This window comes from Providencia sp. wls1916 (assembly GCF_009706585.1).
Classification (GTDB): domain Bacteria; phylum Pseudomonadota; class Gammaproteobacteria; order Enterobacterales; family Enterobacteriaceae; genus Providencia; species Providencia lanzhouensis.
Window position 1 is genome coordinate 207928 of the sequence record NZ_WLUL01000023.1, and the last position, 25694, is coordinate 233621.

The 25694-nt window shown below is 42.9% G+C and carries 27 protein-coding genes; 5 read left to right on the forward strand and 22 right to left on the reverse strand.

The window, feature by feature from the left end; translation table 11 throughout:
• Positions 1-2: 2 nt before the first annotated feature.
• From GKR61_RS17305 to flgB, 7 genes are all read right to left on the reverse strand, one after another.
• Positions 3-737 (reverse strand): flagellar basal body L-ring protein FlgH, encoded by a 735-nt coding sequence (locus GKR61_RS17305; protein ID WP_036951448.1) that lies wholly within the window; start codon positions 735-737, stop codon positions 3-5.
• 80 nt (positions 738-817) lie between these two features.
• On the reverse strand, positions 818-1600 hold the full coding sequence (gene flgG, locus GKR61_RS17310; protein ID WP_006657513.1) for a flagellar basal-body rod protein FlgG: 783 nt from the start codon (positions 1598-1600) through the stop codon (positions 818-820).
• A gap of 47 nt (positions 1601-1647) precedes the next feature.
• On the reverse strand, positions 1648-2403 hold the full coding sequence (locus tag GKR61_RS17315) for a flagellar basal body rod protein FlgF (protein WP_154639919.1): 756 nt from the start codon (positions 2401-2403) through the stop codon (positions 1648-1650).
• Positions 2404-2418: 15 nt separating this feature from the next.
• Positions 2419-3687 carry a flagellar hook protein FlgE gene (flgE, locus tag GKR61_RS17320; RefSeq protein ID WP_036951452.1) on the reverse strand — a complete coding sequence of 423 codons (1269 nt, stop codon included), beginning with the start codon at positions 3685-3687 and terminating at the stop codon, positions 2419-2421.
• A gap of 45 nt (positions 3688-3732) precedes the next feature.
• On the reverse strand, positions 3733-4599 hold the full coding sequence (locus GKR61_RS17325; RefSeq protein ID WP_036951454.1) for a flagellar hook assembly protein FlgD: 867 nt from the start codon (positions 4597-4599) through the stop codon (positions 3733-3735).
• A 12-nt stretch (positions 4600-4611) separates the two neighbouring features.
• The gene (gene flgC, locus GKR61_RS17330; RefSeq protein ID WP_036951457.1) at positions 4612-5016 is read right to left on the reverse strand and encodes a flagellar basal body rod protein FlgC; all 405 of its coding nucleotides are present in this window, start codon (positions 5014-5016) and stop codon (positions 4612-4614) included.
• A 5-nt stretch (positions 5017-5021) separates the two neighbouring features.
• Positions 5022-5435, reverse strand: coding sequence for a flagellar basal body rod protein FlgB (flgB, locus tag GKR61_RS17335; RefSeq protein ID WP_006657508.1), 414 nt, complete (start codon positions 5433-5435; stop codon positions 5022-5024).
• A 240-nt stretch (positions 5436-5675) separates the two neighbouring features.
• Between flgB and flgA the strand changes: the two genes are divergently transcribed.
• From flgA to GKR61_RS17350, 3 genes are all read left to right on the forward strand, one after another.
• Complete coding sequence (gene flgA, locus GKR61_RS17340; RefSeq protein ID WP_036951461.1) at positions 5676-6347, forward strand: flagellar basal body P-ring formation chaperone FlgA; 672 nt, start codon at positions 5676-5678, stop codon at positions 6345-6347.
• A gap of 246 nt (positions 6348-6593) precedes the next feature.
• Positions 6594-6896, forward strand: a complete 303-nt coding sequence (flgM, locus tag GKR61_RS17345) for a flagellar biosynthesis anti-sigma factor FlgM (protein WP_036951464.1) — start codon at positions 6594-6596, stop codon at positions 6894-6896.
• An 11-nt stretch (positions 6897-6907) separates the two neighbouring features.
• Positions 6908-7348, forward strand: a complete 441-nt coding sequence (locus GKR61_RS17350; protein WP_036951468.1) for a flagella synthesis protein FlgN — start codon at positions 6908-6910, stop codon at positions 7346-7348.
• Between the two features lie 75 nt (positions 7349-7423).
• Here the strand turns inward: GKR61_RS17350 and GKR61_RS17355 are convergent, their stop codons facing one another.
• The 3 genes from GKR61_RS17355 to flhB form a co-directional block, all read right to left on the reverse strand.
• A complete protein-coding gene (locus GKR61_RS17355) occupies positions 7424-7561 on the reverse strand; it encodes a hypothetical protein (protein ID WP_154600296.1) in 138 nt (45 codons plus the stop codon).
• Between the two features lie 257 nt (positions 7562-7818).
• A complete protein-coding gene (flhA, locus tag GKR61_RS17360) occupies positions 7819-9915 on the reverse strand; it encodes a flagellar biosynthesis protein FlhA (protein ID WP_154639920.1) in 2097 nt (698 codons plus the stop codon).
• Positions 9908-11059 carry a flagellar biosynthesis protein FlhB gene (gene flhB / locus GKR61_RS17365; RefSeq protein WP_036951475.1) on the reverse strand — a complete coding sequence of 384 codons (1152 nt, stop codon included), beginning with the start codon at positions 11057-11059 and terminating at the stop codon, positions 9908-9910. Before flhB ends, flhA begins: the two co-directional genes overlap by 8 nt.
• Positions 11060-11343: 284 nt before the next feature.
• Here flhB and yajD point away from each other — a divergent pair, with 284 nt between their 5' ends.
• Positions 11344-11691 (forward strand): HNH nuclease YajD, encoded by a 348-nt coding sequence (gene yajD / locus GKR61_RS17370; RefSeq protein WP_006657500.1) that lies wholly within the window; start codon positions 11344-11346, stop codon positions 11689-11691.
• 153 nt (positions 11692-11844) lie between these two features.
• Positions 11845-12039, forward strand: coding sequence for a CcdB family protein (locus GKR61_RS18065; RefSeq protein WP_154600297.1), 195 nt, complete (start codon positions 11845-11847; stop codon positions 12037-12039).
• Positions 12040-12196: 157 nt separating this feature from the next.
• On the opposite strand, the gene GKR61_RS17380 is transcribed toward GKR61_RS18065, so the two are convergent.
• From GKR61_RS17380 to flhD, 12 genes are all read right to left on the reverse strand, one after another.
• Entirely contained in the window at positions 12197-12841 is a 645-nt protein-coding gene (locus tag GKR61_RS17380) for a protein phosphatase CheZ (protein WP_036951478.1), read from the reverse strand.
• Positions 12842-12865: 24 nt separating this feature from the next.
• Positions 12866-13258 (reverse strand): chemotaxis response regulator CheY, encoded by a 393-nt coding sequence (cheY, locus tag GKR61_RS17385; protein ID WP_036951481.1) that lies wholly within the window; start codon positions 13256-13258, stop codon positions 12866-12868.
• Between the two features lie 42 nt (positions 13259-13300).
• Positions 13301-14368, reverse strand: coding sequence for a protein-glutamate methylesterase/protein-glutamine glutaminase (locus tag GKR61_RS17390; protein WP_154639921.1), 1068 nt, complete (start codon positions 14366-14368; stop codon positions 13301-13303).
• The gene (locus tag GKR61_RS17395; RefSeq protein WP_036951486.1) at positions 14365-15204 is read right to left on the reverse strand and encodes a CheR family methyltransferase; all 840 of its coding nucleotides are present in this window, start codon (positions 15202-15204) and stop codon (positions 14365-14367) included. Before GKR61_RS17395 ends, GKR61_RS17390 begins: the two co-directional genes overlap by 4 nt.
• A gap of 158 nt (positions 15205-15362) precedes the next feature.
• Entirely contained in the window at positions 15363-16928 is a 1566-nt protein-coding gene (locus GKR61_RS17400; protein WP_154639922.1) for a methyl-accepting chemotaxis protein, read from the reverse strand.
• 112 nt (positions 16929-17040) lie between these two features.
• Complete coding sequence (locus GKR61_RS17405; RefSeq protein WP_036951493.1) at positions 17041-18726, reverse strand: methyl-accepting chemotaxis protein; 1686 nt, start codon at positions 18724-18726, stop codon at positions 17041-17043.
• 120 nt (positions 18727-18846) lie between these two features.
• Entirely contained in the window at positions 18847-19344 is a 498-nt protein-coding gene (cheW, locus tag GKR61_RS17410) for a chemotaxis protein CheW (protein WP_006662059.1), read from the reverse strand.
• 16 nt (positions 19345-19360) lie between these two features.
• On the reverse strand, positions 19361-21571 hold the full coding sequence (gene cheA, locus GKR61_RS17415) for a chemotaxis protein CheA (RefSeq protein ID WP_036951496.1): 2211 nt from the start codon (positions 21569-21571) through the stop codon (positions 19361-19363).
• Positions 21572-21663: 92 nt separating this feature from the next.
• Positions 21664-22599, reverse strand: coding sequence for a flagellar motor protein MotB (motB, locus tag GKR61_RS17420; RefSeq protein ID WP_036951498.1), 936 nt, complete (start codon positions 22597-22599; stop codon positions 21664-21666).
• Positions 22600-22605: 6 nt separating this feature from the next.
• The gene (gene motA / locus GKR61_RS17425) at positions 22606-23493 is read right to left on the reverse strand and encodes a flagellar motor stator protein MotA (RefSeq protein ID WP_036951501.1); all 888 of its coding nucleotides are present in this window, start codon (positions 23491-23493) and stop codon (positions 22606-22608) included.
• Between the two features lie 96 nt (positions 23494-23589).
• On the reverse strand, positions 23590-24180 hold the full coding sequence (flhC, locus tag GKR61_RS17430; RefSeq protein ID WP_036951503.1) for a flagellar transcriptional regulator FlhC: 591 nt from the start codon (positions 24178-24180) through the stop codon (positions 23590-23592).
• Positions 24177-24527, reverse strand: coding sequence for a flagellar transcriptional regulator FlhD (flhD, locus tag GKR61_RS17435; protein ID WP_036951507.1), 351 nt, complete (start codon positions 24525-24527; stop codon positions 24177-24179). The genes flhC and flhD overlap by 4 nt, the downstream gene beginning before the upstream one ends.
• Between the last annotated feature and the right edge of the window lie 1167 nt (positions 24528-25694).

Genomic DNA, 25694 nt, shown 5'->3' on the forward strand with positions numbered 1-25694 from the left:
ACTTAGTAAGGGGATACATTTAAGAAGAAACGCTGTAACCACCCCATTGTTTGGGATTCGTTAATATAGCCATCACCAACGTATTCAATCCGAGCATCAGCCACTTGCGTGGAACTTACATTGTTATCTGCGCCAATCGTGCGCGGGTTCACCACGCCGGAGAAACGAATAGATTCCGTTCCCTGATTAATCGCAATGCGTTTTTCACCCACGACATGCAAATTGCCATTTGCTAATAACTGGTCAACGGTCACTGTAATTGTGCCTTTAAAGGTATTGTTGGCATTTGCGCCACCTTTACCGTTAAAATCGCTGTTTCCCTTCACATCAATTTCTGTGTTGCTACCGCCTAACCAACCTTGCATAAATCCAGGCAGAATCGCTGCCAAAAATCCGGTTTTTCCGCTACGGTTTGCATTTGCCGACGAGTTTTTACTCGCACTCACGTTCTCTTGTAGGTTGATCGTTAAGATGTCGCCAACGTTACGTGGTCTTCTGTCTTCAAATAGCGGCTGGTAGCCGTAGTAAGCAGGTTGAGCACTTTGAAAAATAGCACCGTTAGGAGCGGGTGCTGTGGGTGCAGTCGGTACTGCACTGGTTTGTGTGTCCACCAGCGGGCGTGGCTTAATATGTGCACAGCCATTTAATGTGACCGCCACTGCCGCAACCAAACAGACGGATTTTATGGTCTGTAACACTGTTTTTTTCCGCTTAGGAACAATACCGTTTTCAATCATCATGCGACTCTTTTGCTACTGGATACCTTTGTCATCACGAAAGGCAGTTCACAATGTTATTCATGAACTGCCATCCTTACTTACAGCTGTGTCAGACGTTGCAGCATTTGGTCTGATGCAGAAACTGCCTTGCTGTTAATTTCGTATGCGCGTTGAGTTTGGATCATGTTCACCAACTCTTCGGCAACGTTAACGTTTGAGGTTTCTAACATGCCTTGATACAGCAACCCTGCGCCATTAGTACCCGGAGCACTCTCATTCGGTGCACCTGAACTTGCGGTTTCCATATACAGGTTTTCACCCATGCTTTCTAAGCCAGCATCGTTAATAAAGGTGGTTAACGTGATTTGACCGATTTGCTGTGGTTGGTTATCCCCATACACGGTGACAGAAACCGTACCATCACGGGCAATACTCAAGCTGTTGGCGTTTTCTGGGATCATGATCGCCGGAACCACTTGATAACCGCTCGATGTCACTAACTGACCATCTTGGTTACGCTGCAAAGCACCATCACGGGTGTAAGCATCAGTACCATCTGGCATTTGAACGTGTAAAAAGCCTTGACCTTTGATAGCGATATCCGTGGTCGTGCCAGTTTTGTTTAAGTTACCTTGGCTATGAATACGTACGGTCGCCACTGGGCGCGCACCTGTACCCATTTGTAAACCTGATGGTAATGAAGTTTGTTCTGAACTCATCGCACCCGGTTGACGGATGTTTTGGTACAGTAAATCTTCAAATACCGCACGTTGGCGTTTAAAGCCATTAGTGCTGACGTTTGCCAAGTTGTTGGAAATCACGTCAAGGTTAGTTTGTTGAGCATCAAGCCCTGTTTTTGCAATCCATAAAGAGCGGATCATAGTCATTCCTTACTAACATTTGCCGACTAGCGGCTAGCTGTTAGTGATTAACTGATAGTAAGTAGTTGATTGGCACGCTGCGCATTTTCGTCTGCGCTGTGGATCACTTTCATTTGCATTTCAAAATGACGAGCATTGGCAATCATGGAGACCATGGCTTCAGCGGCATTGACGTTACTTCCTTCAATCACGCCAGAAGTCACGATAGCACGCTCGCTCATGGGTAATCCTTCGCCATTCGCTGCTTGTGCCTGAGGAGATAAATGGAATAATCCATCTTCGCCACGGACTAAGTCTTGCGGCTGCGCTTCAACCACTTTGAGGCGGCCAATCTGTCCCAACATGGTTGGTGGATCGGTTGCCAGCAAAGCCGTAATGGTGCCATCGTTACCAATGGTTAATTCCGCGTTAGGTGGCACGTTGATAGCCCCGCCATCCCCTTGCAACACACGCTCACCAATCATTAATTCACCGTCTGGCGAAATTTGGATGTTACCGTTGCGGGTATACGCCTCCGTGCCATCGCCTAAAGCGACTGCCAAAAAGTGTTTATCATTCAACGCAACATCCATCGGTCTACCGGTATAGTTCAGTTGACCTTGGCTCATATCCGCACCCGGTGTTGATGCAACAACTAGCGTACGCATCTGCTCGGTATCACCGTGAATAGGCACCGCGCGCATCGCTGACAGTTGAGCTTTAAAGCCCGCTGTTGAAACGTTCGCAATGTTATTCGAAACAATACTTTGGTTTTCAAGCGCATGACGCGCCCCGCCCATTGCGGTATAAATGACATGATCCATCGCCAGCCTCTAGGATTAACGTAAGTTAACCAGTGTTTGTAACATCTGGTCTTGGGTCTTAATGGTTTGGGCATTGGACTGATAGTTACGCTGCATTACGATCATGCTGATCAGTTCTTGGCTCATATCCACGTTGGACGATTCCAGCGCACCACTGGTCAACTTACCGAATTGACCTACACCCGGAACGCCATCCATTGGGTTACCAGAAGCATTTGATGCCGCCCAAACGTTACCACCTTGGGAAACCAAACCGTTCGGGTTAGCAAATGCGGATAACGCAATTTGACCCACAACACGTTTTTGTTGGTTGGAGTAGTTAGCAACAATCAGACCGTTATCTTCGATTTTGAAGGTGGTGTATTCACCGGCTGGGTAGCCGTTCACATCGATAGCACTGACTGAAGATTCGCTCACTTTTTGTTGACGAGTTTTGCCCAAATCGACTTGTAGAGTACCATCATTCGCACCATTTAAGCCTTTGAATGGGAAAGCAAACGTTGTTGGTAATTGAACCGTAGTATCTGGGTCACCAGGGTTTGGACCTTTGACTACTTTTTCAGTCATTAGCTTACCGTTACCGTCAAATTCTAGCTCCCCCAGCTTTTCAGCTTTGGTTTCACTAGAATCTTTAGCGTATGCACTCCATTTGTTATCTGCATCCTTCACAAAATAAACAGAAATTTCATGGGTGTTACCTTGGCTGTCATAAGCTGTCATGGTCGTGCTGAAGTTATATGTCGCGATATCATCAGGCTTGTTTGGATCAAAAGGCTTATCTTTAACTTTATCTTCTGAGTTCAGGTTGATGGTTAACTTAGCTAAATCAGATTGCTTCGCATCCATCATATCCGTTGGGATATTCATTCCAGCCGGAACACCGCCGCTTTGCACAGTGATGTTACCTTTCTCATCCACGCTTGCCGGATACCCAGTCACTACCATGCCTTGGTTGTTGACTAAGTTACCGCTTTTATCACGCAAGAATTGACCGTCACGGCTGTAATAAACATCACCGTTTTGGTCTTGAACGCGGAAAAACCCGTTACCGGAAATCGCAACGTCGGTTGCTCTATCAGTACGGGTAATTGGACCATCTTTGAAGTTTTGAGTGACCGCTGCGACGTTCACACCTAGCCCAACACCGGAGCCGGCAAACATATCAGCAAACGAGGTTGTTGCCCCTTTAAAACCGTTAGTTGCGGAGTTGGCAATATTGTTACCAATCGAGTCTAGCCCCGCTGATGCTGCATTTAAGCCACTGACTGCTTGTGAAAAAGACATATTTTCTCCATGAATATTTGGGGAATAAAAGTTTGGGGAATAAAATTAAGATGCGGGATACACTTTAAAGATGCTGCTTAGTGGCACACTTTGCCCTATTCCAACATCCAGTAATGGTGCATCTGAGCCAGGTGTGACACCATTGACACGGGTATAACCGAGTTTGGTGACCTCAATTTCAGACCCCATCCTGACGGCTTTCACATCAAAGAAATATTTCCCTTTCGGATCGGCAACCACATTGCCGTTGTTATCGCGACCATCCCATGCCATATCGTAAATATCGGGTTTCACTTCTGAGTCATAGGTGATAGTGCGGATTACGGTGCGGTTTTTGTCTCGAATGGTAATTTCAACGCTATCGGCCATCTTCGGTAGGAAGAAGCCAAATGGCGATGAAATGTAATCAGTTTGCGGCTCTTCAGTACCTTCTCCGCCTTCATTACCCTCTGTTGCGCCAAAATTACTGAGCCCAAAATTAGATGGGCTATTCGCGCTAATCACATCGTCAGGTAATGGGTTCGCTGGCTTAGCTACATTGCTATTTTCGCCACTACTCTCTTTTTTCAGTGGTGCCAGCACAATTTCATTGCGCGGGATAAGCACCCCTTTGCCCACGAGTTGCGTTGCCTGTAATGACTGCCCAGACCCTATCTGTTGCGAAATCCCTGTCACACTATCACTGAGCTTATTCATGCTCTCAAGTGTAGCGATTTGAGCTAGTTGCCCCGTTAAATCCGCGTTATCCATTGGTTTGGTCGGGTCTTGGTTTTTCATCTGCGTGACAATCATGGTTAAAAATGTGTCACGCATATCATCACTTTGACTTTTCTTTGGAATGTTACTGGCTGCAGCTGCTGGCCCAGCAACTGTGTTATCCAAAGAATCATTCATTGATGCAGAAATTCCCATTGCGCGCCTCCGTTACTGACCTAGCGTTAAGGTTTTCTGTAGCAATGTTTTTGCGGTATTCATGACTTCTAAGTTGGCTTGATAGCTGCGCGATGCGGAGATGGTGTTGATCATTTCACCTACGGTATCGACGTTAGGCATCTTCACGTAGCCTTTTTCATCTGCAAGAGGATGACCGGGCTTGTATTCCATACGCGGAGGAGCAGGATCTTCGATTAATTCACTCACACGAACGCCACCGACTTGATTGCGACCTTGTGGCGCCATTTGAAAAACCACTTGCTTCGCACGGTACGGTTCACCATCAGGACCCACCACACTTTCTGCGTTCGCCATGTTACTCGCGCTAACGTTTAGACGCTGAGATTGCGCGGTTAATGCAGAAGAGGAGATATCAAAAATACTGAGTAGACCCATAACCCTTACCCTTGTTGTAGAACGGCCAACATACTTTTGACTTGGCTATTGATGAATGTAAGATCGGCTTGATATTTCAATGTGTTATCAGCAAATTGGCTGCGCTCAACATCCATATCAACCGTATTTCCATCCATTGAAGTTTGATAAGGCACACGATATTTCAGATCCAATGCAGCAGGCTTCATATCATGTCCTTCAATATGCCCTTTGGCTGTCACTGCCAGTGAAATACCCTTTCCTTTCACCACGCCTTTATCCATCGCTTGTTGTAATTGACGATTAAAATCAATATCACGCGCTTGATAACCAGGGGTATCCGCATTGGCGATGTTAGAAGCCAAAACAGTCTGTCTTGCTTCTCTTATGGACAAAGCCCGTTGCTGAAAAGCAAAGGTGGCATCTAATTTATCAATCATGGTTTCCTCAATGGATTTAAGTTAATTCCTAATCGATTTAGACGAAAATTAAGAATTTTTTAATTGCAGTTTTTATAAACGCAAAGTTTGAATATAGAAATTCGATGCTCATATTAGCTGGCAGATAAAAAATCTAATGGCGAGATAAAGGCAAAATAATTGACCTATTTGCCTCATTCATTATTGACGATGTAGGTAAACTTCAAGGGTAAAAAGGTATGGAATGAAAAAGGAAATGGGATGATGAAAACTGTTTTTTCAATTAAATATATTTTAATTATCAGTATATTAAATCTATTTTCTTTTTCTGCGCAAGCATCTCTCCCACAAGATATTGACCAGTATTTCCGTAAAATTCATGGAAAGCAAAATAGCGTTTCAATTGAAATAAAAACCCCAATTGATAAATGGCCAAATTGTGATAAGCCGCAAATTGGCTTACCAAGTGGGGGTCGTAATATGGGAAATATCTCACTTCCTGTGCAATGCGATAAGAAAAAACAGTATTTACAGCTGACGGTGAATGTCACTGGGCAATATTATGTTGCCACCCGTAATATTCAACGGGGAGAAACCATTGAATTTGTGGATATTGGCACCAAAAGAGGGCTTATTCACCAATTGCCATCTGGGGCATCTACCGACAAGATGGCGCTGCGTGGCACGTTAGCCCTTCGCAATATTACCGCAGGGCAGACGTTTACTAGCTCAATGGTTAGGCGCCCTTGGGCTATTAAGGCGGGTCAAACCGTGTATGTATTTGCCACTGGCAATAACTTTTCCGTTAAATATGAAGGTCGAGCCATTAATAATGCCGCCATGGGTGAAAATATTCGAGTTCGACTTATCAATGGGCAAGTGGTTAATGGTGAAGCTCAAGAAAATGGCAGTGTTCAAGTAGCGCTTAACTAACTTAATTTAAAATTAAATCATCAAGTTATAGCGTGATAATTTTCTGTTTTTGAAGTGAATTACAGGTATAATTTTTGCAATTCGTCTGAAGTAGTTAAACATGCAGTTAATTATCAGAATTTATATCGCGATTTAAGTGAAATTACCTATCTCATTGGTAATTTGAAAGCTAACCGAATATTAAAGGTTCATTAATATCTGCCGATAACCTTCTATATCAAAAATATCGGGAACAGGAAAAATACTATGGCTATTGAGCAAACATCTGCAATCTCTGCCTTGACTCAGGTAACCACTCGCGATCCACAAGAAACCGCAGCGCTGGTTCGTGAGAAAAAAGTCTCCGCAAATGAAGCCGTTAAAGAAAGCTCTTTTGCACCGAGTGAGTTACAAAAGAAATTACTTCAACCTCAAGCTTCTGATATTGATGTCGCTAAAGTTGAAAAAATCAAACAAGCCATCAAAGACGGCACGTTAACCATGGATGCAGGTAAAATCGCTGATGGTATTTTACGTGATGCCCATGAATGCATGCTTTCTATGAAATAAACTGAACGACTATGAACGACGAATTATTACTACTATTAGAACAGCAGCTTGGTCATTTGCAATCACTGGAAATTGTGATGAAGAATGAAGAGTTATTATTGGGTTACCATCGTGTGCCACCTTCTCCATTTCAGGAAACGACGGAGCAAAAACGTTTTTTAGTTGCCGCTATCAGTCATGGTGAGAACCACCGTTTACAACTGGAAGAGCAAGCAAAAATCGTTGCACCTTATGAAGGTAACCCAGTGCTCAACCATACTTGGAATACGATTAAAGACCTAACGACCCAACTAAAAGATTTAAATTATCGTAATCACCAAATGCTTCAACTGCATATTGAGCTGAATGCACAACGTCTAAATTTTGTGAAAAAGCATAATAATCAGTCAACTTACGGTGCCGATGGCTTAGAATCTAAACGCCCTGCGTTAGGAAAGAAAATTTCAATTTAGATTTCTGACTAAACCTGTTTTCCTCGCCCCCATTTTTATCTGGTTAAATGATCAGAGTCTTTTGGTTTATTAAATTTAGCCTTTTGGTCGATTAGATTTCACCTTTTTTGCTTCTATTCTCGCCTTAATACGTTTCACAACATCTCCATCTGTAACCCCGATTTTTTCTAGTCCTTTAGCAAATTCCAATAATTCCTTCAATGTGTCTGCCATATTCTTTACACCATGATTATGTATAAGGTATCGATGCACATTAATGATTAATATCTAACATTTTTCGGCTCATGTTAGTGAGACTTGATGCTGTTCGCAGCGTTCGGTTTAAAGTCTGCAAAGACCTTAACTGTGCTTTTGTATAAAACTAATGCACGAAAAAATAGGCAGTGAGTGAGGAGTTATGACACTCATCTCACTACACTGCCTATTGTGATACTTATTTGCGTTTCGTTAACTTGAAATCAATCGACTGTTTATGACCCACTGATCATCGATGTCATTCTAATCTTACGGTGATCTGTCATTTCTAAATTGGACATCACCACTAATTGCGGCAAACTACGACGCAGGAAGCGAGATAAAATCAGCCTCAGGGCATGATTCACTAACAATACGGTTGGCGCCCCCATCGCTTCTTGATGCCCCACTGCTTCTTCAGCTTGAGTTTGAATAAACTGGGCTAAGTTTGGCTCTAAGCCACCGCCATTCTTTGCGGCTTGTAGCAGGATTTGCTCTAACTTCGCATCCAACCCAATCACTTGGATCTCTTCAGCGCTACCAAACCATTGCTGGGTAATGGCTCGTCCTAAAGCAATACGTACCTGAGAGGTAAGGTAATCAGTGTCTTTTTGTTCACCATTTTCACCTGCCATTTCAGCCAGCGTTTCAATAATGGTGCGCATGTCACGGATCACCACATCTTCCATGAGTAGGTTTTGTAAAACGCGGTGCAAGATGGTCAGTGAAATGGTGTCAGGGATCAAATCATCCGCCAGTTTTGGCATTTCTTTTTTCACTCGGTCATACAACATTTGGGCTTCTTGGCGACCGAACAGAGTGCTCGAGTATTGCAGTAAAATCTGGTTAAAGTGCGTTGCTACCGCGGTACTTGCAGAAACGACGGTATAACCTTGGATTTGTGCTTGTTCACGTAAATCGTCATCGATCCATATTGCAGGTAGACCAAACGCAGGTTCTTTAGTCATATCTCCTTGTAAAGTTCCCGCCGCATTACCCGGATCAATCGCTAAGTTACGTCCAGGTTGAGCTTCTCCGCGCCCCACCTCAGCCCCTTTGATAAGAATGCGATATTCACATGGGGATAACTCTAAGTTGTCGCAAATATGTACCACCGGAGGTAAGTATCCGACTTCCTGAGCAAATTTCTTACGTAACCCACGAAGTCGACCCAATAGCTCCCCTTGTTGATCGTTATCAACCAACGGAATTAAGCGATAACCGACTTCCATTGCCAGTAAATCTTCTAACTGCACATCATCCCATGTTGCTTCGACCACTTTATTGGCTTCTTGGAAATGTTGCGCTTGGCTATCATCCATCACTTTTTCTGGGTTACGTGAGCGTTTTACCAGATACCAGCCTAATGCAGCCAATGCCGCAGTAAACAGTAGGAAAACAAAGTTAGGCATCCCTGGAATAAGACCAGTCAACCCTAACACCCCAGCACTGAGCCACATCACGCGCGGATTATTGAACAGTTGAGTGACCATCTGCTCACCGACATCTTCATCGGTTGCAACGCGAGTGACGATAACCCCCGCTGCCGTTGAAATGATCAATGCTGGAATTTGGGCAACTAGACCGTCACCAATGGTTAATAAGGTATAAACGCTCGTTGCATCACCGAGGGTCATATGGTGCTGACCCACACCAACAATCAGACCACCGATGACGTTTATCACCATGATCATAATTCCGGCGACAGCATCACCACGGACGAATTTACTCGCACCGTCCATTGAACCGTAAAAATCGGCTTCTTGAGTGACTTCTGCTCGGCGTTTTTTCGCTTCATCATCATTAATGATACCGGCGTTTAAGTCGGCATCGATGGCCATTTGCTTACCGGGCATACCATCAAGCACAAAGCGAGCACCCACTTCGGCGATACGCCCCGCACCCTTGGTGATAACCATAAAGTTAATCAGAACCAAGATAATGAAAACAACGATACCAATGGCAAAGTTACCGCCAACCAGGAAGTGACCAAAAGCTTCGACAACACGCCCAGCAGCATCAGGTCCAGTATGACCATCCAGCAAAATAATACGCGTTGAAGCGATATTCAAAGATAGGCGCAATAAGGTTGCGAACAGCAAAATGGTGGGAAATGCGGCAAAATCCAATGTCCGTTTGGTGAACATCGCCACAAGCAGAACCATAATGGACAGAGCAATGTTAAAGGTGAACAACAAATCAAGCAAAAATGCCGGTAATGGTAAAACCATCATCGACAGAATCAGTAATATCAGCACGGGTCCAGCGAGGATTTGCCACTGAGTTCCTTGTAAGTTTTTCGGCAATTTTAAAAGTGCAGCCAAATTAGCCATCGCGATTGTTATCTCCAGCAAAATCCAGCGTCGGTGGCACTGGTAAATTCTTCGGTTTCTTTGGTTTCAGGCCACCTTCACGACGCCAACGGCGTAATTGGTAAACCCATGCTAAAACTTCTGCTACCGCTGCATACAGCGCAACAGGGATACTTTGTCCAATCTCCGCATGACGGTATAACGCACGCGCGAGCGGTGGAGCTTCAAGTTGTAAAATGCGGTGCTCTGCACCAATTTCTTTAATACGTTGAGCAATAACTCCTGCGCCTTTTGCCAAAACTTTCGGCGCCCCCATTTTTTTATCGTCATATTTTAGGGCGACAGCGTAGTGAGTCGGGTTAGTAACAATCACATCCGCACTGGGGACATCTGCCATCATTCGGTTACGCGCAATCGCTCGTTGTTGCTGACGAATTTTGGCTTTAATGTGCGGATCACCCTCTTGCTGCTTAAATTCGTCTTTAATTTCTTGGCGGCTCATCCGTAACTTTTTCAAGTGGGAACGAAATTGATAAAATACATCAAATGCCACCATCGGGATTAAGAGAAAGACAATTAAATAACCTGCAAAAATTACCTTCTCTAGTGCATTCGCTAATGCCGTTGTCGGTGGTTCCATCACCAAATGGAGTAGTGAAGGCCAACTTTGCCAGAGGAAAATGGATGCTCCTAACCCCACAAACAGTGATTTTAATATCGCCTTAAACAATTCAGATAAGGCATTCATAGAGAAAATTCGTTTTAATCCTTTGATTGGGTTTAATTTTTTCAAATCAAACTTAATCAATTTGCTATTAAATAACAGCCCACCCACCAGTGACGAAGCAGAGATCCCCACCAGCGCTAACCCCCCGATAATTGGGAGTAGAGCAAATAACGCCTCACTAACCACCCTCCCCAAATAACTGAGCATTAACCCTGTGTTTTGCAGGTAATGCCCGTCAAAGATAAATCCTTGGCGCATGATTTGTCGTAGCTGGTTTGCCAAATGCCCGCCACTTAACCACAGCAAACTGACTCCAGCCAACATCATCATGAGGGAGCTTAATTCTTTGGAGCGAACAATTTGCCCATCATCTTTCGCTTTCTGCTTTTTATGGGGCGTGGGTTCTTCTGTTTTTTCTACATCACTTTCGTCGGACACGTGACTTCCAAAAAATTAGCCTATACGCATAGTCGCTATAGCATGACAGAGTGTAAAAAAATCAATGGTGGAAAATAGACGTAGTTCGCAGGGGTTTTTTGGCTATTGAGCAATATGGCAACAACTTTGCGAAGCGCTTCGCAAAGAGGCAAATGAAAGGTAACAAGAGAAAAAGTCAAAAAGGATGACCTAAAAAATCACTTCCTATAATACCCGTGCTGTAAAATGGGGTATATTGACAGTATCAATATAAAACACTCTATTTATAGCAGGTGATATGCGTTATGGCTTTGATCCCTAAAAACTATGCTCGCTTAGAAAGTGGCTACCGTGAAAAAGCACTCAAGATTTATCCATGGATATGTGGACGCTGCACACGGGAATTCGTTTATTCGAATCTAAGAGAATTAACTGTTCATCATATCGATCATGATCATACCAATAACCCTGAAGATGGCAGTAACTGGGAATTATTGTGTCTCTTCTGCCATGACCATGAACACTCTAAGTATACAGAAGCCGACCAGTACGGAACGAATGTGGTTGCGGGTGAAGATGCACAAAAAGATGTGGGTGAAGCCACTTATAACCCGTTTGCAGATTTAAAAGCTATGTTGAATAAAAAGAAATAACTTTATCTCTGTTTTGTTTGCGCAGGTTTGAAAAGCTATTCAAGCCTGCGTTAATGCCCTATTAATATCCTCTTTTACCACCTCAACATTCCTCTCCCTATTCCACCATTATAATTTCATTTCTCGGCACGCTATCCAGTCATTCGTCAGCAATTGCAACTTATTCATGACCTAATAACACGCCTTATCATTCCATTATTTGATACACATCATCTACAAGCCGCCCTACCGATTCGACTTAACCCGATTATTAATATTGAAGGACAGCCCTATGTACTTATGACTCATTTGATGTCAGCTATCTCTAAATCCATGCTAGGAAAAGAGATTATTTGCATTGGGTACTAAAGAGATAAAATCAAAAACGCGATCTACTGGTCGATGGGTTTTGATGAAAAATTGCTAATAAAATAATGATGCACAACTACCCTAAATAGTTTGAGCCATAGCAAGCAGGTAAACTCAGCCAATAACGCTATAGCTCAAAATATCTCGAAGGAGCGAATTAGAAACCTAATTCATCTAACAGGTCATCCACCTGTGACTGTGATGCCATCACATTCACACCTTCTTTATTAATCTGAGGACCATTGAGCAGGCTTTCACTTTGAGTCTTCACTCGCATTTCTGGTGGTGTATTTTCCATCAGCAACGCTAATAGCTGTTTCTCTGCTTCTTCAACCACTTCCATCATTTTTTTGACGACTTGCCCCGTTAAGTCTTGGAAGTCTTGCGCCATCATGATTTCTAATAGTTCAGCTTTCGTCACTTCGCTATCTTGGATAACTTGTCCCAAAAATGCTTGAGTGGAGCCGCGTAACGCTTCAGAGACTTCACCGGACGCCGCCTCTTCCCACTGTTGCTGCAACGCAACCGCATTTTTGTTCATTTCCACTTGCAGCGGCTTGATAACATCAATGCCGTTGAGTGTTTTTTCTGCCGCTTGGGCTGTCATTTGCGCAATATAACGCAGGCGGTCTTTACCGTCTGGAATACTTGCTACTGCCTGCTGAACGCTTTTCTCTAAACCCAACTCACGCATACTTTCACGTAAGGTTCGCATCAGAGTTCCAATACGTGTAATGACGTGTTTTAGATCTTCGTTGCCAGTGCCATTACGACTGCCATTCATTGCTACTTGTTCAATCATCACTGTCTCCTTTACCGCCCGCGATTATTGCAGCCCCATTTTTTCAAACACTTTATTTAATTTTTCTTCGAGGATAGCTGCGGTAAACGGTTTCACAACATAGCCGCTCGCACCAGCTTGTGCTGCCGCAATAATATTTTCTTTTTTCGCTTCTGCGGTCACCATTAAGACAGGGATATGTTTAAGTGCATCATCACCACGAATGGTTTTGAGTAACTCTAAACCATCCATATTTGGCATATTCCAGTCAGCAACAACAAAATCAATATTCCCAGCACGGATTTTTTCGAGGGCATCAACGCCATCTTCCGCTTCTTCAATTTTGTTAAAACCAAGTTCTTTTAATAAGTTACGGACGATGCGACGCATAGTAGAAAAGTCATCGACAACCAGAAAGCTCAGATCTTTAGCGGCCATAACCACTCCTTCAAAAATACAATGATAAATAAACTGTCACCACTAAACGGTGACAGTAGAAAGTTTTGTTAATACGCTTGGGGCAATTTTCAGTAGATCCAGCACTTCATCTGCGGCATTCATTTCGATTGCAGCACGCGGCATACCAAATACGACGCAACTACTTTCGTTTTGAGCATAAGTGAAAGCCCCTTGTTGACGCAGGTTGAGTAAGCCCTTGGCGCCATCCATTCCCATTCCGGTCAGCAAAATACCAATACATTTACGTCCGACATGCTTAGCGACTGAGTCAAATAGCACATCGACGGAAGGACGATGGCGGTTAACCGGCTCGCTCTGTTCCAACACCACTTGATAACCTTTGCCTTTATCGGCAATCAACATGTGTGAATCACCCGGCGCAATATAGGCGCAGCCTTTTTGCAAAATCTCATTGTGCTCCGCCTCTTTAACTGTAAGTGCACACAGTTTATTTAAGCGTTCAGCAAAAGAGCGAGTGAAGCCTGCTGGCATATGCTGAGTGATCACCACTGGCGGGCATTCTCTTGGCAGCATCTCTAAAAATTGGCGGATAGCTTCTGTTCCACCAGTTGAGGCTCCCACGGCTATCACACGGTTGTTGCACACGTATGGCGTCAGCGGTTTAGCGAAAGTTGTCGGCTCAGCAACTTTTTTCTCTGTACGAGCAAAACGGTTACGCTGCGACATTTTAGACATTGCCGCTGCGCGAATTTTTTCACCGATCATATCGCGATAACTCATCATGGTTTCGCGAATACCAATCTGTGGTTTTGTCACAAAATCTACGGCGCCCAGTTCTAAAGCCTTTAATGTCACTTCAGAGCCTTTAGAGGTTAATGTGGAGACCATAACGACCGGAATTGGATGCAGCCGCATCAATTTCTCTAAAAAATCAATACCATCCATTCTCGGCATTTCAACATCGAGGGTGATAACATCTGGCTCCAGTTGCTTAATTAAGTCCCGAGCAACATACGGATCTGGCGCTGTGTCGACCACTTCCATATCAGTGTGACTGTTGATAATTTCACGCATTAATTGGCGCATGAGTGCAGAGTCATCGACGCACAATACTTTTATTTTTTTCATTGTCCTCTCCTCGCCGACGCTAAGCTGTAGACGGTCTGCCCATTGATCACAAACTGTTTTGTCAGTTGCGAAATATTTTCAGAGTGACCAATAAACAATAAGCCATCCGGCTTGAGCAGTGGCGCAAAGCGCTCTAGCAGTTTTATCTGCATTTCCTTGTCAAAATAAATCATGACGTTGCGGCAAAAAATCGCATCGAAGCGATGTTGTAATTGCCAATCGCCTTCCGTCAGGTTTAAGTAACGAAACTCAATCATGTTGCTAAGTGCGGGCTTTACGCGAGCAAACCCTTCATACTCACCCACCCCTTTCATGAAGTAGCGCTGCCGTTGCAGTGCTGTCAGGGTTTTGAGTTCTTCGATTCGATAGATCCCTTGTTTCGCTTTCTCTAATACTTCCGTGTCAATATCACTGGCAACGACCTTGGCATTGACAGCGTTGGCTCCCAGAACATCGCTCACTGTCATGGCGATAGAATAAGGTTCTTCCCCTGTCGAAGAAGCCGAACACCAAATATTGATATTGCTATTTCGACGGCTTTTTAAAAAATCTGTCAATGTCGCAAAGTGGTGAGGCTCTCGAAAGAATGCCGTTAAGTTTGTGGTCAGTGCGTTGATGAATGCTTGCCATTCCGTATTCAACGGTTCACGCTCTAACATCCGTAAGTAATCAGAAAAATTGTCGATATTACAGTCACGTAAGCGCTTTAATAAGCGGTTATAGACCATATTTTTCTTATTCATCGTAAGGACTATTCCAGACTTTTTATGAATAAATCGACAAACCCGACCAAACTCGTCATCAGTCAAAGGTTCTATCTGTGGTACTAATAGCATCGTACTTGTCGTCCTATTCAATAAAAACCGGCGAGGCAGCCGAAAGTGGCTGCCTAACTATCATCGTCTAACTTATGCGTTGTCTAACTAACCGCCTCTCCCTAGTTCAAGTTATCTAGATTGAGAGTTCATTATTCACGCTATCGCATGAATACCCATTACCGTCTAACTCGGGTCGACTGTTCTGGTAATTCGAAAAATTCCACAGTCTCGACCAAATTATTGGCTTGGTCTTCAAGTGCTGCTGTCGCACTGGTTGATTGCTCTACTAATGCGGCGTTTTGTTGTGTAACAGAATCCATTTGGCTTACTGCAATCGCAACTTGCTCAATACCTCGGCTCTGTTCATTCGATGCAGACGCAATATTGCCCATTAATTCAGTCACTTGGTTAACAGCGGCAACCAGTTCATTCATGGTTTGACCTGCTTCATTCACCAACTGAGAGCCCTGGTTCACACGCCCTACTGACTCGTCAATCAAGCCTTTGATCTCTTTCGCCGCTTCAGCGCTTCGTTGCGCTAATGCGCGAACTTCACCTGCAACTACCGAGAATCCACGACCTTGTTCACCCGCACGCGCCGCTTCTACTGCAGCATTTAATGCAAGGATGTTGGTCTGGAAAGCGATGCCATCAATGACACTGATGATGGCGCTAATTTTCTGAGAGCTATTAGAAATGGCAGTCATCGTGTCAATCACACCTTCCGTGATTTCACCGCCTTTTGTCGCTGTGCGCGATGCACTCACTGCAAGTTCGCTAGCTTGACGCGCATTATCGGCGTTTTGTTTCACTGTCGCAGTTAACTCTTCCATACTCGCTGCCGTCTCTTCTAACGAGGCGGCCTGCTGTTCTGTTCTTGATGATAAATTATTATTCCCTAAAGCAATCTCACGAATACCCGTATACATTTGGTCTGTATTAGAACGAATAGAGGTGACAGTTTTTGCCAATGATTGCTGCATGACTTTTAATTTTTCGAATACATCACCGATTTCATCACGGAAATTAATTTCAATATTCTGATTTAGTTTTCCTTCCGCAACGTGCATAAAGTGTTCACTCATGCTGTTTAATAGTGAAATGACTTTACGTTTTAACCACAGATGCACAACGGCAATCACACCGAAAATAATGACAATGACGGTAAAGAATGAAACCCATGCAAATTGGTTATAAAATCTTGCATCCGCAATAGAATCATTACTTTCATCATTTAAAACAGAGAGATAATTATTAATAACACTGATTAATTCATCTTGGTTTTGTTGTGCAGGCAGATTGATATAAGCCGCAACATCGTTGTTATCAAGATTGCCTTTCAATGCGTTTAACGTGACGACAAAGGCATTAAATTTCTCTTCCAATGCCGCTAAGTTTTCTTTTTCGCTTAGCACTGGCTGAGTTTTGAATTCGTTATACGATTTGTTAGCTGAAATTAAGTAGTTATCGAAAACAACGCGGGTTTCTTCGATTAATGGAACGTGGTCGCCTACTTTCATCAGTAAGGCAATTTGAGTCAGGCTATTACGTGCCTGCATTAAGTTTTTGCTGGTCTCTTCCAGTAATGCGCGTTTTTTAGAACCCATATCGATTCTTTCTAGCGCGTTTAATTCGCTGTTAACGATGCCAACAGAAACGCCGCTTGAGGTTAACTGCATGCCACAAAATAAAATCAGGAGTAAGTATAAGCTCACTGAAATTCGGATATTCTTTCCTAACATATTTAATCCCCTACTTATGCCAGCCAAAAATTTGGCCCTTTTTTAATTATCGAGCTTAAACATATAAAAGCGCTGCGAGAGAAACTCTCACAGCGCTCGAACAGATTTACCCTTAAAAGGTTTCCCAGTTATCGTCATCTTTATGATTTTTCGATGCGATTTTGGATAAATCTGGTGTTTTAACAATATTAGATACTGTTCTTGGTGCAGGTTGTGCGTTGCGTACTTTTGCTTGATCCATTGCAGGTAAACGGAAAATGGAGATCAACTGGGAAAGCTTAGCGACTTGCTCTTCCAGTACATTTGCAGCAACAGCGGATTGCTCAACGAGTGAGGCGTTTTGCTGAGTCACTTTGTCCATCTCTTCCACGGCAATACTCACTTGAGCAATACCTTTGCTCTGCTCATCAGACGCGGTTGCGATGTGCGTCATGATGTCAGTAACACGTGTGACTGAGTCGACAATTTTTGTCATTGTTTCACCAGCATCTTCTGCTTGGCGAGCCCCTACGTCTGTTCTAGAAACAGAGTCTTCAATCAAGCCTTTGATCTCTTTTGCTGCATCTGCGCTGCGTTGAGCAAGGCTACGAACTTCATCGGCAACCACAGCAAATCCACGGCCATGCTCACCAGCACGCGCCGCTTCAACCGCAGCATTCAATGCGAGGATATTGGTTTGGAAAGCAATACTGTCGATAACAGCGGTAATGTCAGAGATTTTTTGCGAGCTATCAGCAATGTTGCGCATGGTATGAACCACGTTAGACACCACTTTGCCGCCTTCTTTTGCAATAACAGAAGCTTGGCTTGCAAACTCGCTAGCTTGATGAGCATATTCAGTGTTTTGCTTAACGGTTGCTGTCAGCTCACTCATGCTAGCAGACGTTTCTTCTAAGCAAGCCACTTGCTGCTCGGTACGTGAAGATAAGTCATTGTTACCCGCTGCGATTTCAGTGGTTCCCTGATAGATAGTTTCACTACCATCCAGTACACCACGAACCGTATTGATCAGCTCTTGTTGCATGTGCTGAGCACCACGCGCTAACTCACCAATTTCATTGTTCGCTGAGGTATCAATTTTTGGCGTTAAATCCCCTGAAGCGAACACTTTAATGCGCTCGATCAGCGTATTTAATGGCTCAGTGATCCCTTTACGCACATAGCGATAGCTAATCACGCTGATCACTGCTAACAGTACGGATAAGATAACCAGCAAATACAGTGATTGGCGGTAATTGGATTCTGCATTCACGACTTCATTTTCAAAATCTGAAGAAATTTCAGCAAAATAGAGGCCAAATTGCTCTTCAAATTTGGCTTGTAACCCTGACGTTCTATGCGCATAGAAGCCGTTTAAATCCCCCTTCTCTGCATATTCCGACAGTTTGGTTAATGCAACACGATAATCCTCATAGGATTTTAGTAAGTTATCAAATAACCCCTTATCCACATCTGCGTTTGCCATCAACTTTCTGTAGCTGTCATACGCTTCATCGGCAGCTTTAAATTTACCTTTTGCTGAAGCAATAAGATCCGCAGCAGAGGCATCATCTTTAATGCTTAACTCTTCTAATAAATACGCGTTAATGGCGCGGTTTAAGTCAGAACGAGCTTGCAATAGATTGACCCAGCTTTGAGTCAGAACGAGTCTTTGGCGTTGGAGAGAATTCAAATAATTAATACTGTCGCTGTTATCGCCGAGTTTGGTAAACATCAAACCACTTGATACCAGCTGCAATAAAATAAATACAAAAATAACGGACAAAAGTCCTGATACGATTTTAATTCGACTGTACATGGTGTTTTACTAACATAGTGTTGTTGTAGTTTGGATATCGGACAGTTGCTCAAAAACTTTAGTCATTCACTTACCATTTTTGAGCAAATTATCAGCGTATTTAACGCATCTAATGACTCGTTATTCCGCGATATTGTCGATTAACGCCATCTCTTCACTGGTCAATAATTTTTCGATATCAACCAAAATCAACATACGTTCGCCTACTGTTCCTAGACCGGTCAGATACTGAGTGGATAATGTCACCGCGAAATCTGGCGGTGGTGCAATTTGCTCTTCATGCAACACCAGTACATCGGAAACACCATCAACCACAATTCCCACAACTCGGTCTTTTAAGTTCACAACGATGACGACGGTGTTGTCGTTGTAAACTACGTTTTCATGGGAAAACTTAATGCGCAGATCGATGATCGGAATAATGACGCCACGCAGGTTGGTGACACCTTTAATAAAGTCAGGAGTATTCGCAATACGAGTCACTTGCTCATAACCACGAATTTCCTGCACTTTTAAAATCTCGATTCCGTACTCTTCTTCACCAAGCGTAAAAATGAGGTAGCCTTCGCCATTCTTTTCTTCTTCAAGCTTGTTTAAATCGTCATCTAACATAGACATGGTATATAACCTCTATTTAGTGCATTACTGGTTGAGAAACAGGCTGTTTCTTATTAATCAAAATGTTGTTGTTCATTCTCTGCAATTCTGCGACGTCTAAAATCAGCGAAACAGAACCGTCGCCCATGATGGTTGCAGCGGAAATTCCCGGAATTTTGCGATAATTACTTTCGATATTTTTCACCACGACCTGCTGCTGCCCCACCAGCTTGTCAACCAATAAAGCGAAACGATGCCCCGCATTTTGGATGATCAGCGCGATACTATTGGCAAGATTTGGTTCGGCATTTTTGATAGAAAAGACGTGATGCAATTCGACCAGTGGTAAATATTCACCGCGAACGAGCAGCATTTTTTCTTCACCGGCAAGGCGATAGATATCCTCTGGACGTGGCTGTAATGTGCTAATAATTGCACTAAGTGGCACGATAAACACATCGTCAGAGACTTTGACTGACATACCATCAAGAATGGCTAAGGTTAATGGCAGTAAAATCCGAATGATGGTGCCTTTACCTTCTGTGAAACCGATTTGAATACGTCCGCCCATGTCTTGAATGTTTCGTTTAACCACGTCCATTCCGACACCACGCCCTGAAACATCCGTCACCACTTCGGCAGTAGAGAAGCCCGGCGCCATGATCAACATCGCGACTTCATCGTTGGTCATGCCATCGTGAACATTCATACCTTGAGAGCGAGCTTTTGCTAAAATTCGTTCGCGGTTTAGCCCTGCCCCATCATCACGCACTTCGATACAGATATTGCCGCTTTGATGTGCCGCAGAGAGCGTTAATGTTCCCGCTTCAGGCTTACCATTTGCCAAACGAACTTCTGGTTTTTCAATACCATGGTCGAGACTGTTACGGACAAGGTGATTCAGTGGATCGACGATGCGTTCGATAAGGCTCTTGTCTAATTCGGTTGAGCTACCTTCCACTTTCAGTTCGATTTTCTTACCCAGTTTAGAGGCAATATCGCGCACCATACGCGGGAAGCGGCTGAAGACATAATCCATCGGCATCATACGAATGGACATAACTGACTCTTGCAGAGCGCGTGAGTTACGCTCTAATTGAACGATAGAACTGAGTAAATCTGCATATTCGTTTTGGTCAACTTGTTGGCTATGCTGAGTCAACATTGACTGGATGATTACCAGCTCGCCGACTAAGTTGATCAGTTGGTCAACTTTTTCAACTGCAACACGAATACTGCTTGAATCCCCTTTGGGCTTCGCTGCAGCAGCTTTTTTAGTGGCTGCGGATGACGATGCTGAAGATGATGATGTCGAAGATGGCGCCGACGTTGGTGCCGCAACAAGTGTAGATGTCGGTACAACCGCTTGAGGCGCTTCAACTGGATCGGCAGGTGCTTCAACCATTGCTGCCAACTCTTCCACCGTTGCTTCCAGTTCTTCGAGAGTTGCAGCAACTTTACTTTTCTGGTTACTACCTTGTGTTGCACGCTGGCACTCTTCAAAACTGATTTCGCTATGCTGGATTTGAGACTCATCCACGACGAAACACAGTACCCCACAGATATCTTCGATATCGGTATTGGTCCCTAACCACGCTTTTAAGCTGGAATCACTTTTTTCAGAGCCAAATAAGCTACCGAATAAACCTAGTTCATCCGCTAATACATCTACTTCCGTCGATTTCAGACCGTTTAACGTAATGATGAAATAGTGAGAAAATTCGTTATTTGTCAACGCAGCATGAGTTTGCATCGCGGTTTCTGACGAGGACTCTTCTGTCGCAACATCGTCAGCCACAACACTGTCAGTCTCTTCGGTACTCATGCTAACAAGAGCGGCAACCTCTTCCGGGCCGACTTCGCTGACATCATGTTCAATGCTTTTGAGCACATCACAAATGCGTTTGAAAGTCTCATCATCCGGTAATGAGTCATTTTTATAGGCATCCAATTGGGACACCATCACGTCTTTTGCATCTAAGAAAACGTCAATAATATCTGGCGTTAATGTCAGCTCATCATGACGTGCCTTATCGAGCAAGTTTTCTAAGGTATGCGTGGTGTTTTGTAGATGAGTGAAACCAAAGGTTGCCGCCCCACCTTTAATTGAGTGGGCACTGCGGAATATGGCATTGAGCTGCTCGCTATCTGGGTCAATAGGATCAAGCTCAAGCAAATGCTGTTCCATATCCCTAAGCAACTCATCGGCTTCATCGAAAAATGTTTGATAAAACTCGGTAATATCCATGCTTTTTATCCAATTTCGCTTAAGTTTCACTTAACACTGACTGCCGGATAAGTCCGGCAGTAGTGAGATTCGGGTGATTATGGTTTTTGTCATTACTGTTTATCGGGTGACTTTGTCACCTTCACAGTCACGACATCACTGTTTGCCGGTATTGGCACATCTTCTGGGCCTTTTTTCAGCACATCGTTAATCGGTGTTGCGCCATCGTATTCATGTAAAATTTGATTTGTTTCATCTTCATTCAATACGATGATGCTGATCCGCCGGTTGACGGGTGCTAAGCCGTTTTCTTTGTCTAAATGGATGGATGAAGCCATCCCTACTACACGTAAAACTTTTCGCTCATCCATTCCCCCCATGATCAGCTCACGGCGAGAGGCATTGGCTCTATCGGATGAGAGTTCCCAGTTGCTGTAATAGGCTTCGCTGGCATACGGCAAGTCATCCGTATGTCCTGAAATACTAATGCGATTCGGGACATCATTGAGTAGTGGCGCAATAGCACGCAGAATATCGCGCATGTAAGGCTCGACGGTAGCAGAACCCACTTTAAACATAGGGCGATTGGCGCTATCTACGATTTGAATTCGTAAACCATCGTTGATCATGTCAATCAATAAATGGGGTTTTAATTCATTCAAACGCGGGTCTTGTAAAATCGCTTGCTCAAGATTTTCTTTTAATTTTTCAAATCGATAATTCGCATCACCGGAAATGATGTCATTTGGTTCTGGCATCACGTCACCATCACGAAAAATCGGATCTTTTCCACCACCGGGAATGGGGTTAGTGGCATCTCCGCTTTTCGTTCCTGGGTTGATGGCAGTACTGAGCGGAGTACGAAAATACTCCGCTATCTTGGTTAATTCTTGAGGACTGGAGATGGAAATCAGCCACATAACCAGAAAGAATGCCATCATCGCAGTCATAAAATCAGCGTAAGCAATTTTCCATGCTCCACCGTGGGCATGCTGCTGATGACCGCCTTTTTTCTTAACACGAATAATTTGAGGGCCATTGGCTGCCATTAGCGATTACTCCTCAGTAGTTTCTGTTGCGCGATTACCGACTTTGACTTCACGGACTTTGTCTTCCAGCTCAAGGAATGATGGTCTATCAACGCTAAATAAGACTTTACGACCAAATTCAACCGCAATTTGAGGGGCATACCCTTGCAACGAAGAGAGGAAAGTGACTTTAATACACTCCATCATTTTTAATTGTTCGCTACTGCGCTGACGAATTAAACTAGCCAGTGGCAAAATAAATCCATAAGCCACTAAAATACCAAGGAAAGTTCCTACCATTGCATGAGCAATCAAGGCGCCCAATTCACCCGCAGGTCGGTCTGCAGCTGCAAGTGCATTCACCACACCTAGAACAGCCGCCACGATCCCGAACGCAGGCATGGATTCACCCACCATGTTCAAACCGGATGCTGGTACTTCATTTTCTTGACGGAATGTTTCTAGCTCTTCATCCATTAATGCTTCGATTTCATGGGCTTGTAAGTTACTTGTCACCATTAAACGTAAATAATCCACGATAAACATCATGGCAGTTTGATCTTTGAGAATGCGAGGATACTGAGAAAAAATCTCACTCTCTTGCGGGTTTTCAATATCTTTTTCGAGCGCAAGTAGACCTTGTTGACGAGATTTATTCAAAAGCTGAAATAACAAAGCCATCAAGTCCATTGACATGGCTTTGTTGTAAGAAGAGCGACGGAAGAGTCTTGGTAATACTTTGCATAATGCAACGATGGCTTTACCACTGTTACCCACAACAAATGCGCCTAAACCAGCCCCTAAAATAATGACAAACTCAGCTGGTTGGTACAGCGCGCCAAGATGACCACCGACCATGACATAGCCACCGATAACGGCAGCTGTAACAATGATATATCCGATGAGTATTAACACAGTATTCCCTTTCACTCCGTTGGTTAACAGATGGCAGTCAAAGGGAATATGAGGAAGGACAGGCAATAAAATTGCCTGTAAACCAAATTAATCCAATTACATTACCGCTTTGGTAATGCCATCTTGTCGATATTCCGTAATATCGGCGAGATGCTCGGAAAGTTTACGTTTTTTTATCGCTCGTGATGGAGGCTGGCACAAGCTACACGTAAAACTATTTTCAGGAATGTGGGCATAGGTGATAAATGAACCACTACAGCAATTGCAATCGGAACTTTGCAACATGCCACTTTCCACAAAACGAACTAATGTCCATGCACGGGTTAATGCCAAAATTGGCTCGTCTCCAGTATTGGGTGAACACTGCTCTAGATAGAGTCGATAGGCTTTGAGAATAGCATCAACCCCTTCACATTGACCGGTTTTCAGTAAAAACTGATAGGCGTTGTAGAACATGGATGAGTGAATATTTTGTTCCCATGTCATAAACCAATCGGTTGAAAAAGGGAGCATCCCTTTTGGTGGTGGGCAACCTCTGAGTTCTTTGTATAAACGCACTAAGCGTCCGCGACTAATTTGAGTTTCGCTTTCTAACATCTGCAGGCGAGCCCCAAGAGAAATCAATTCCATTGCCAAACGAATATCATTAGCTTCCTTGACAATACTTTTTTCAGCTACGCTACTCATCTTTTTCTCGCTATATCTGAATCGGACTCATTATGCGTTTGCAATAATCGGGTAGAAAGAAGGATACCCGTATGAATTTGCTGCAATTCATCAACTCGAGAATCTCGAGTAAGCTTTTCAATCGTGTCGCTGTTTTCAAATCTAAATTGACAGATTAGCTGATTTGTTTCCGCTAATTTAACCAATTGAGGTAAAGAAAGTTCTGCTAAAGTGTTTGCCATTGAATCGGAAATCCCGAGACGGAACATGGCAGTGGCTTTTTCCTGGGCGATAAGCTTTTGAGCTAAAAGCAAATATGAAAGATTAATATCGTATATATGCTTCAGAAAATCAGTGGTAGAGCTCATTTTTTTATACCTTTCGAATAATTATTAACATCTGCATGAAGAAAGAACAAATATCAATTTGAGCCGAATGTGTTAACCAAAGTTTTAAATATGAAAATAATTAAAGCTGGATAGTGTAGTCCATTACTATCCCATGAGGTCCATTGAAATACCCAGTTTGGAGTATATAAACACACAGGTTCAAACTTAAATTAAATATATTTCCTGATTACCTACAACAATAACGAGTGGCTAAAAAGTTAGCATTTCCTGTAAATCTCAGAATATACCGATTTCATTATTAGCCGTTAATTATTATGCACCACTAAATTAACTATTCAAGACACTTATGTTTCTTTTTGGTCTATCGGGATAATTATCCATCTATATATTAACAATTCTTTATTACAACTATATCTTAATCCTACTTATCTCAAATATTCACAACATTTAGATTTTTCATAAGTCAAATACTAGCATTTTAAGTAAAAAACTCACACATATGAGGGAATTTATAAGCGATAAACACTAAGCATAACGAAAGAGCCTACATATTGATCTAAATCAATCTTTATTACTCTCGTAAAAATGCAATTCGTTTAAAGGCTTAGTAATATCGGTAACTTAGGAATAAAAATTAAACATTATTTTTCAATGTGTTTAATCAAAATTACAAATCTTAATCAAATTAATTCAATTTTTTCCTGCCAAGATTAAAGTTAAATTTGTCATACATATTATTATTCCATAGTGAATTTATATTAATTAAATTTAACTGTATTAATATTAACCAATAGCAATAACATTAAAAATTCTAATTAAGACCATTTTATATACAGACAATACCATTAAAGATTTCAGATAAAATTGTCATGAATTTTCATCGAGCATTGCCATATTAATAAGCAATATTGTTATTTTTGTATGACAAACTCATTTTAATTAAATTAACTTTTCAAACATTTGATTAACCTATTTAGCTATTATTTTTTGCATAAAAAATTCAAGCCACAGCATTAGTTAGCGCACTGAGTTATTGATAAAAGGAAAAAATAAAAAAAACTAAGCACCATTCTCCTAGCGAATTTATAAACAATAAGATGGTCATCCAAGTTCACTACATCTATGTGTAAATAAGCAAGACCTGCTTCGAAAATATGACTTATGTAAATAAGTAATTTAACTTAT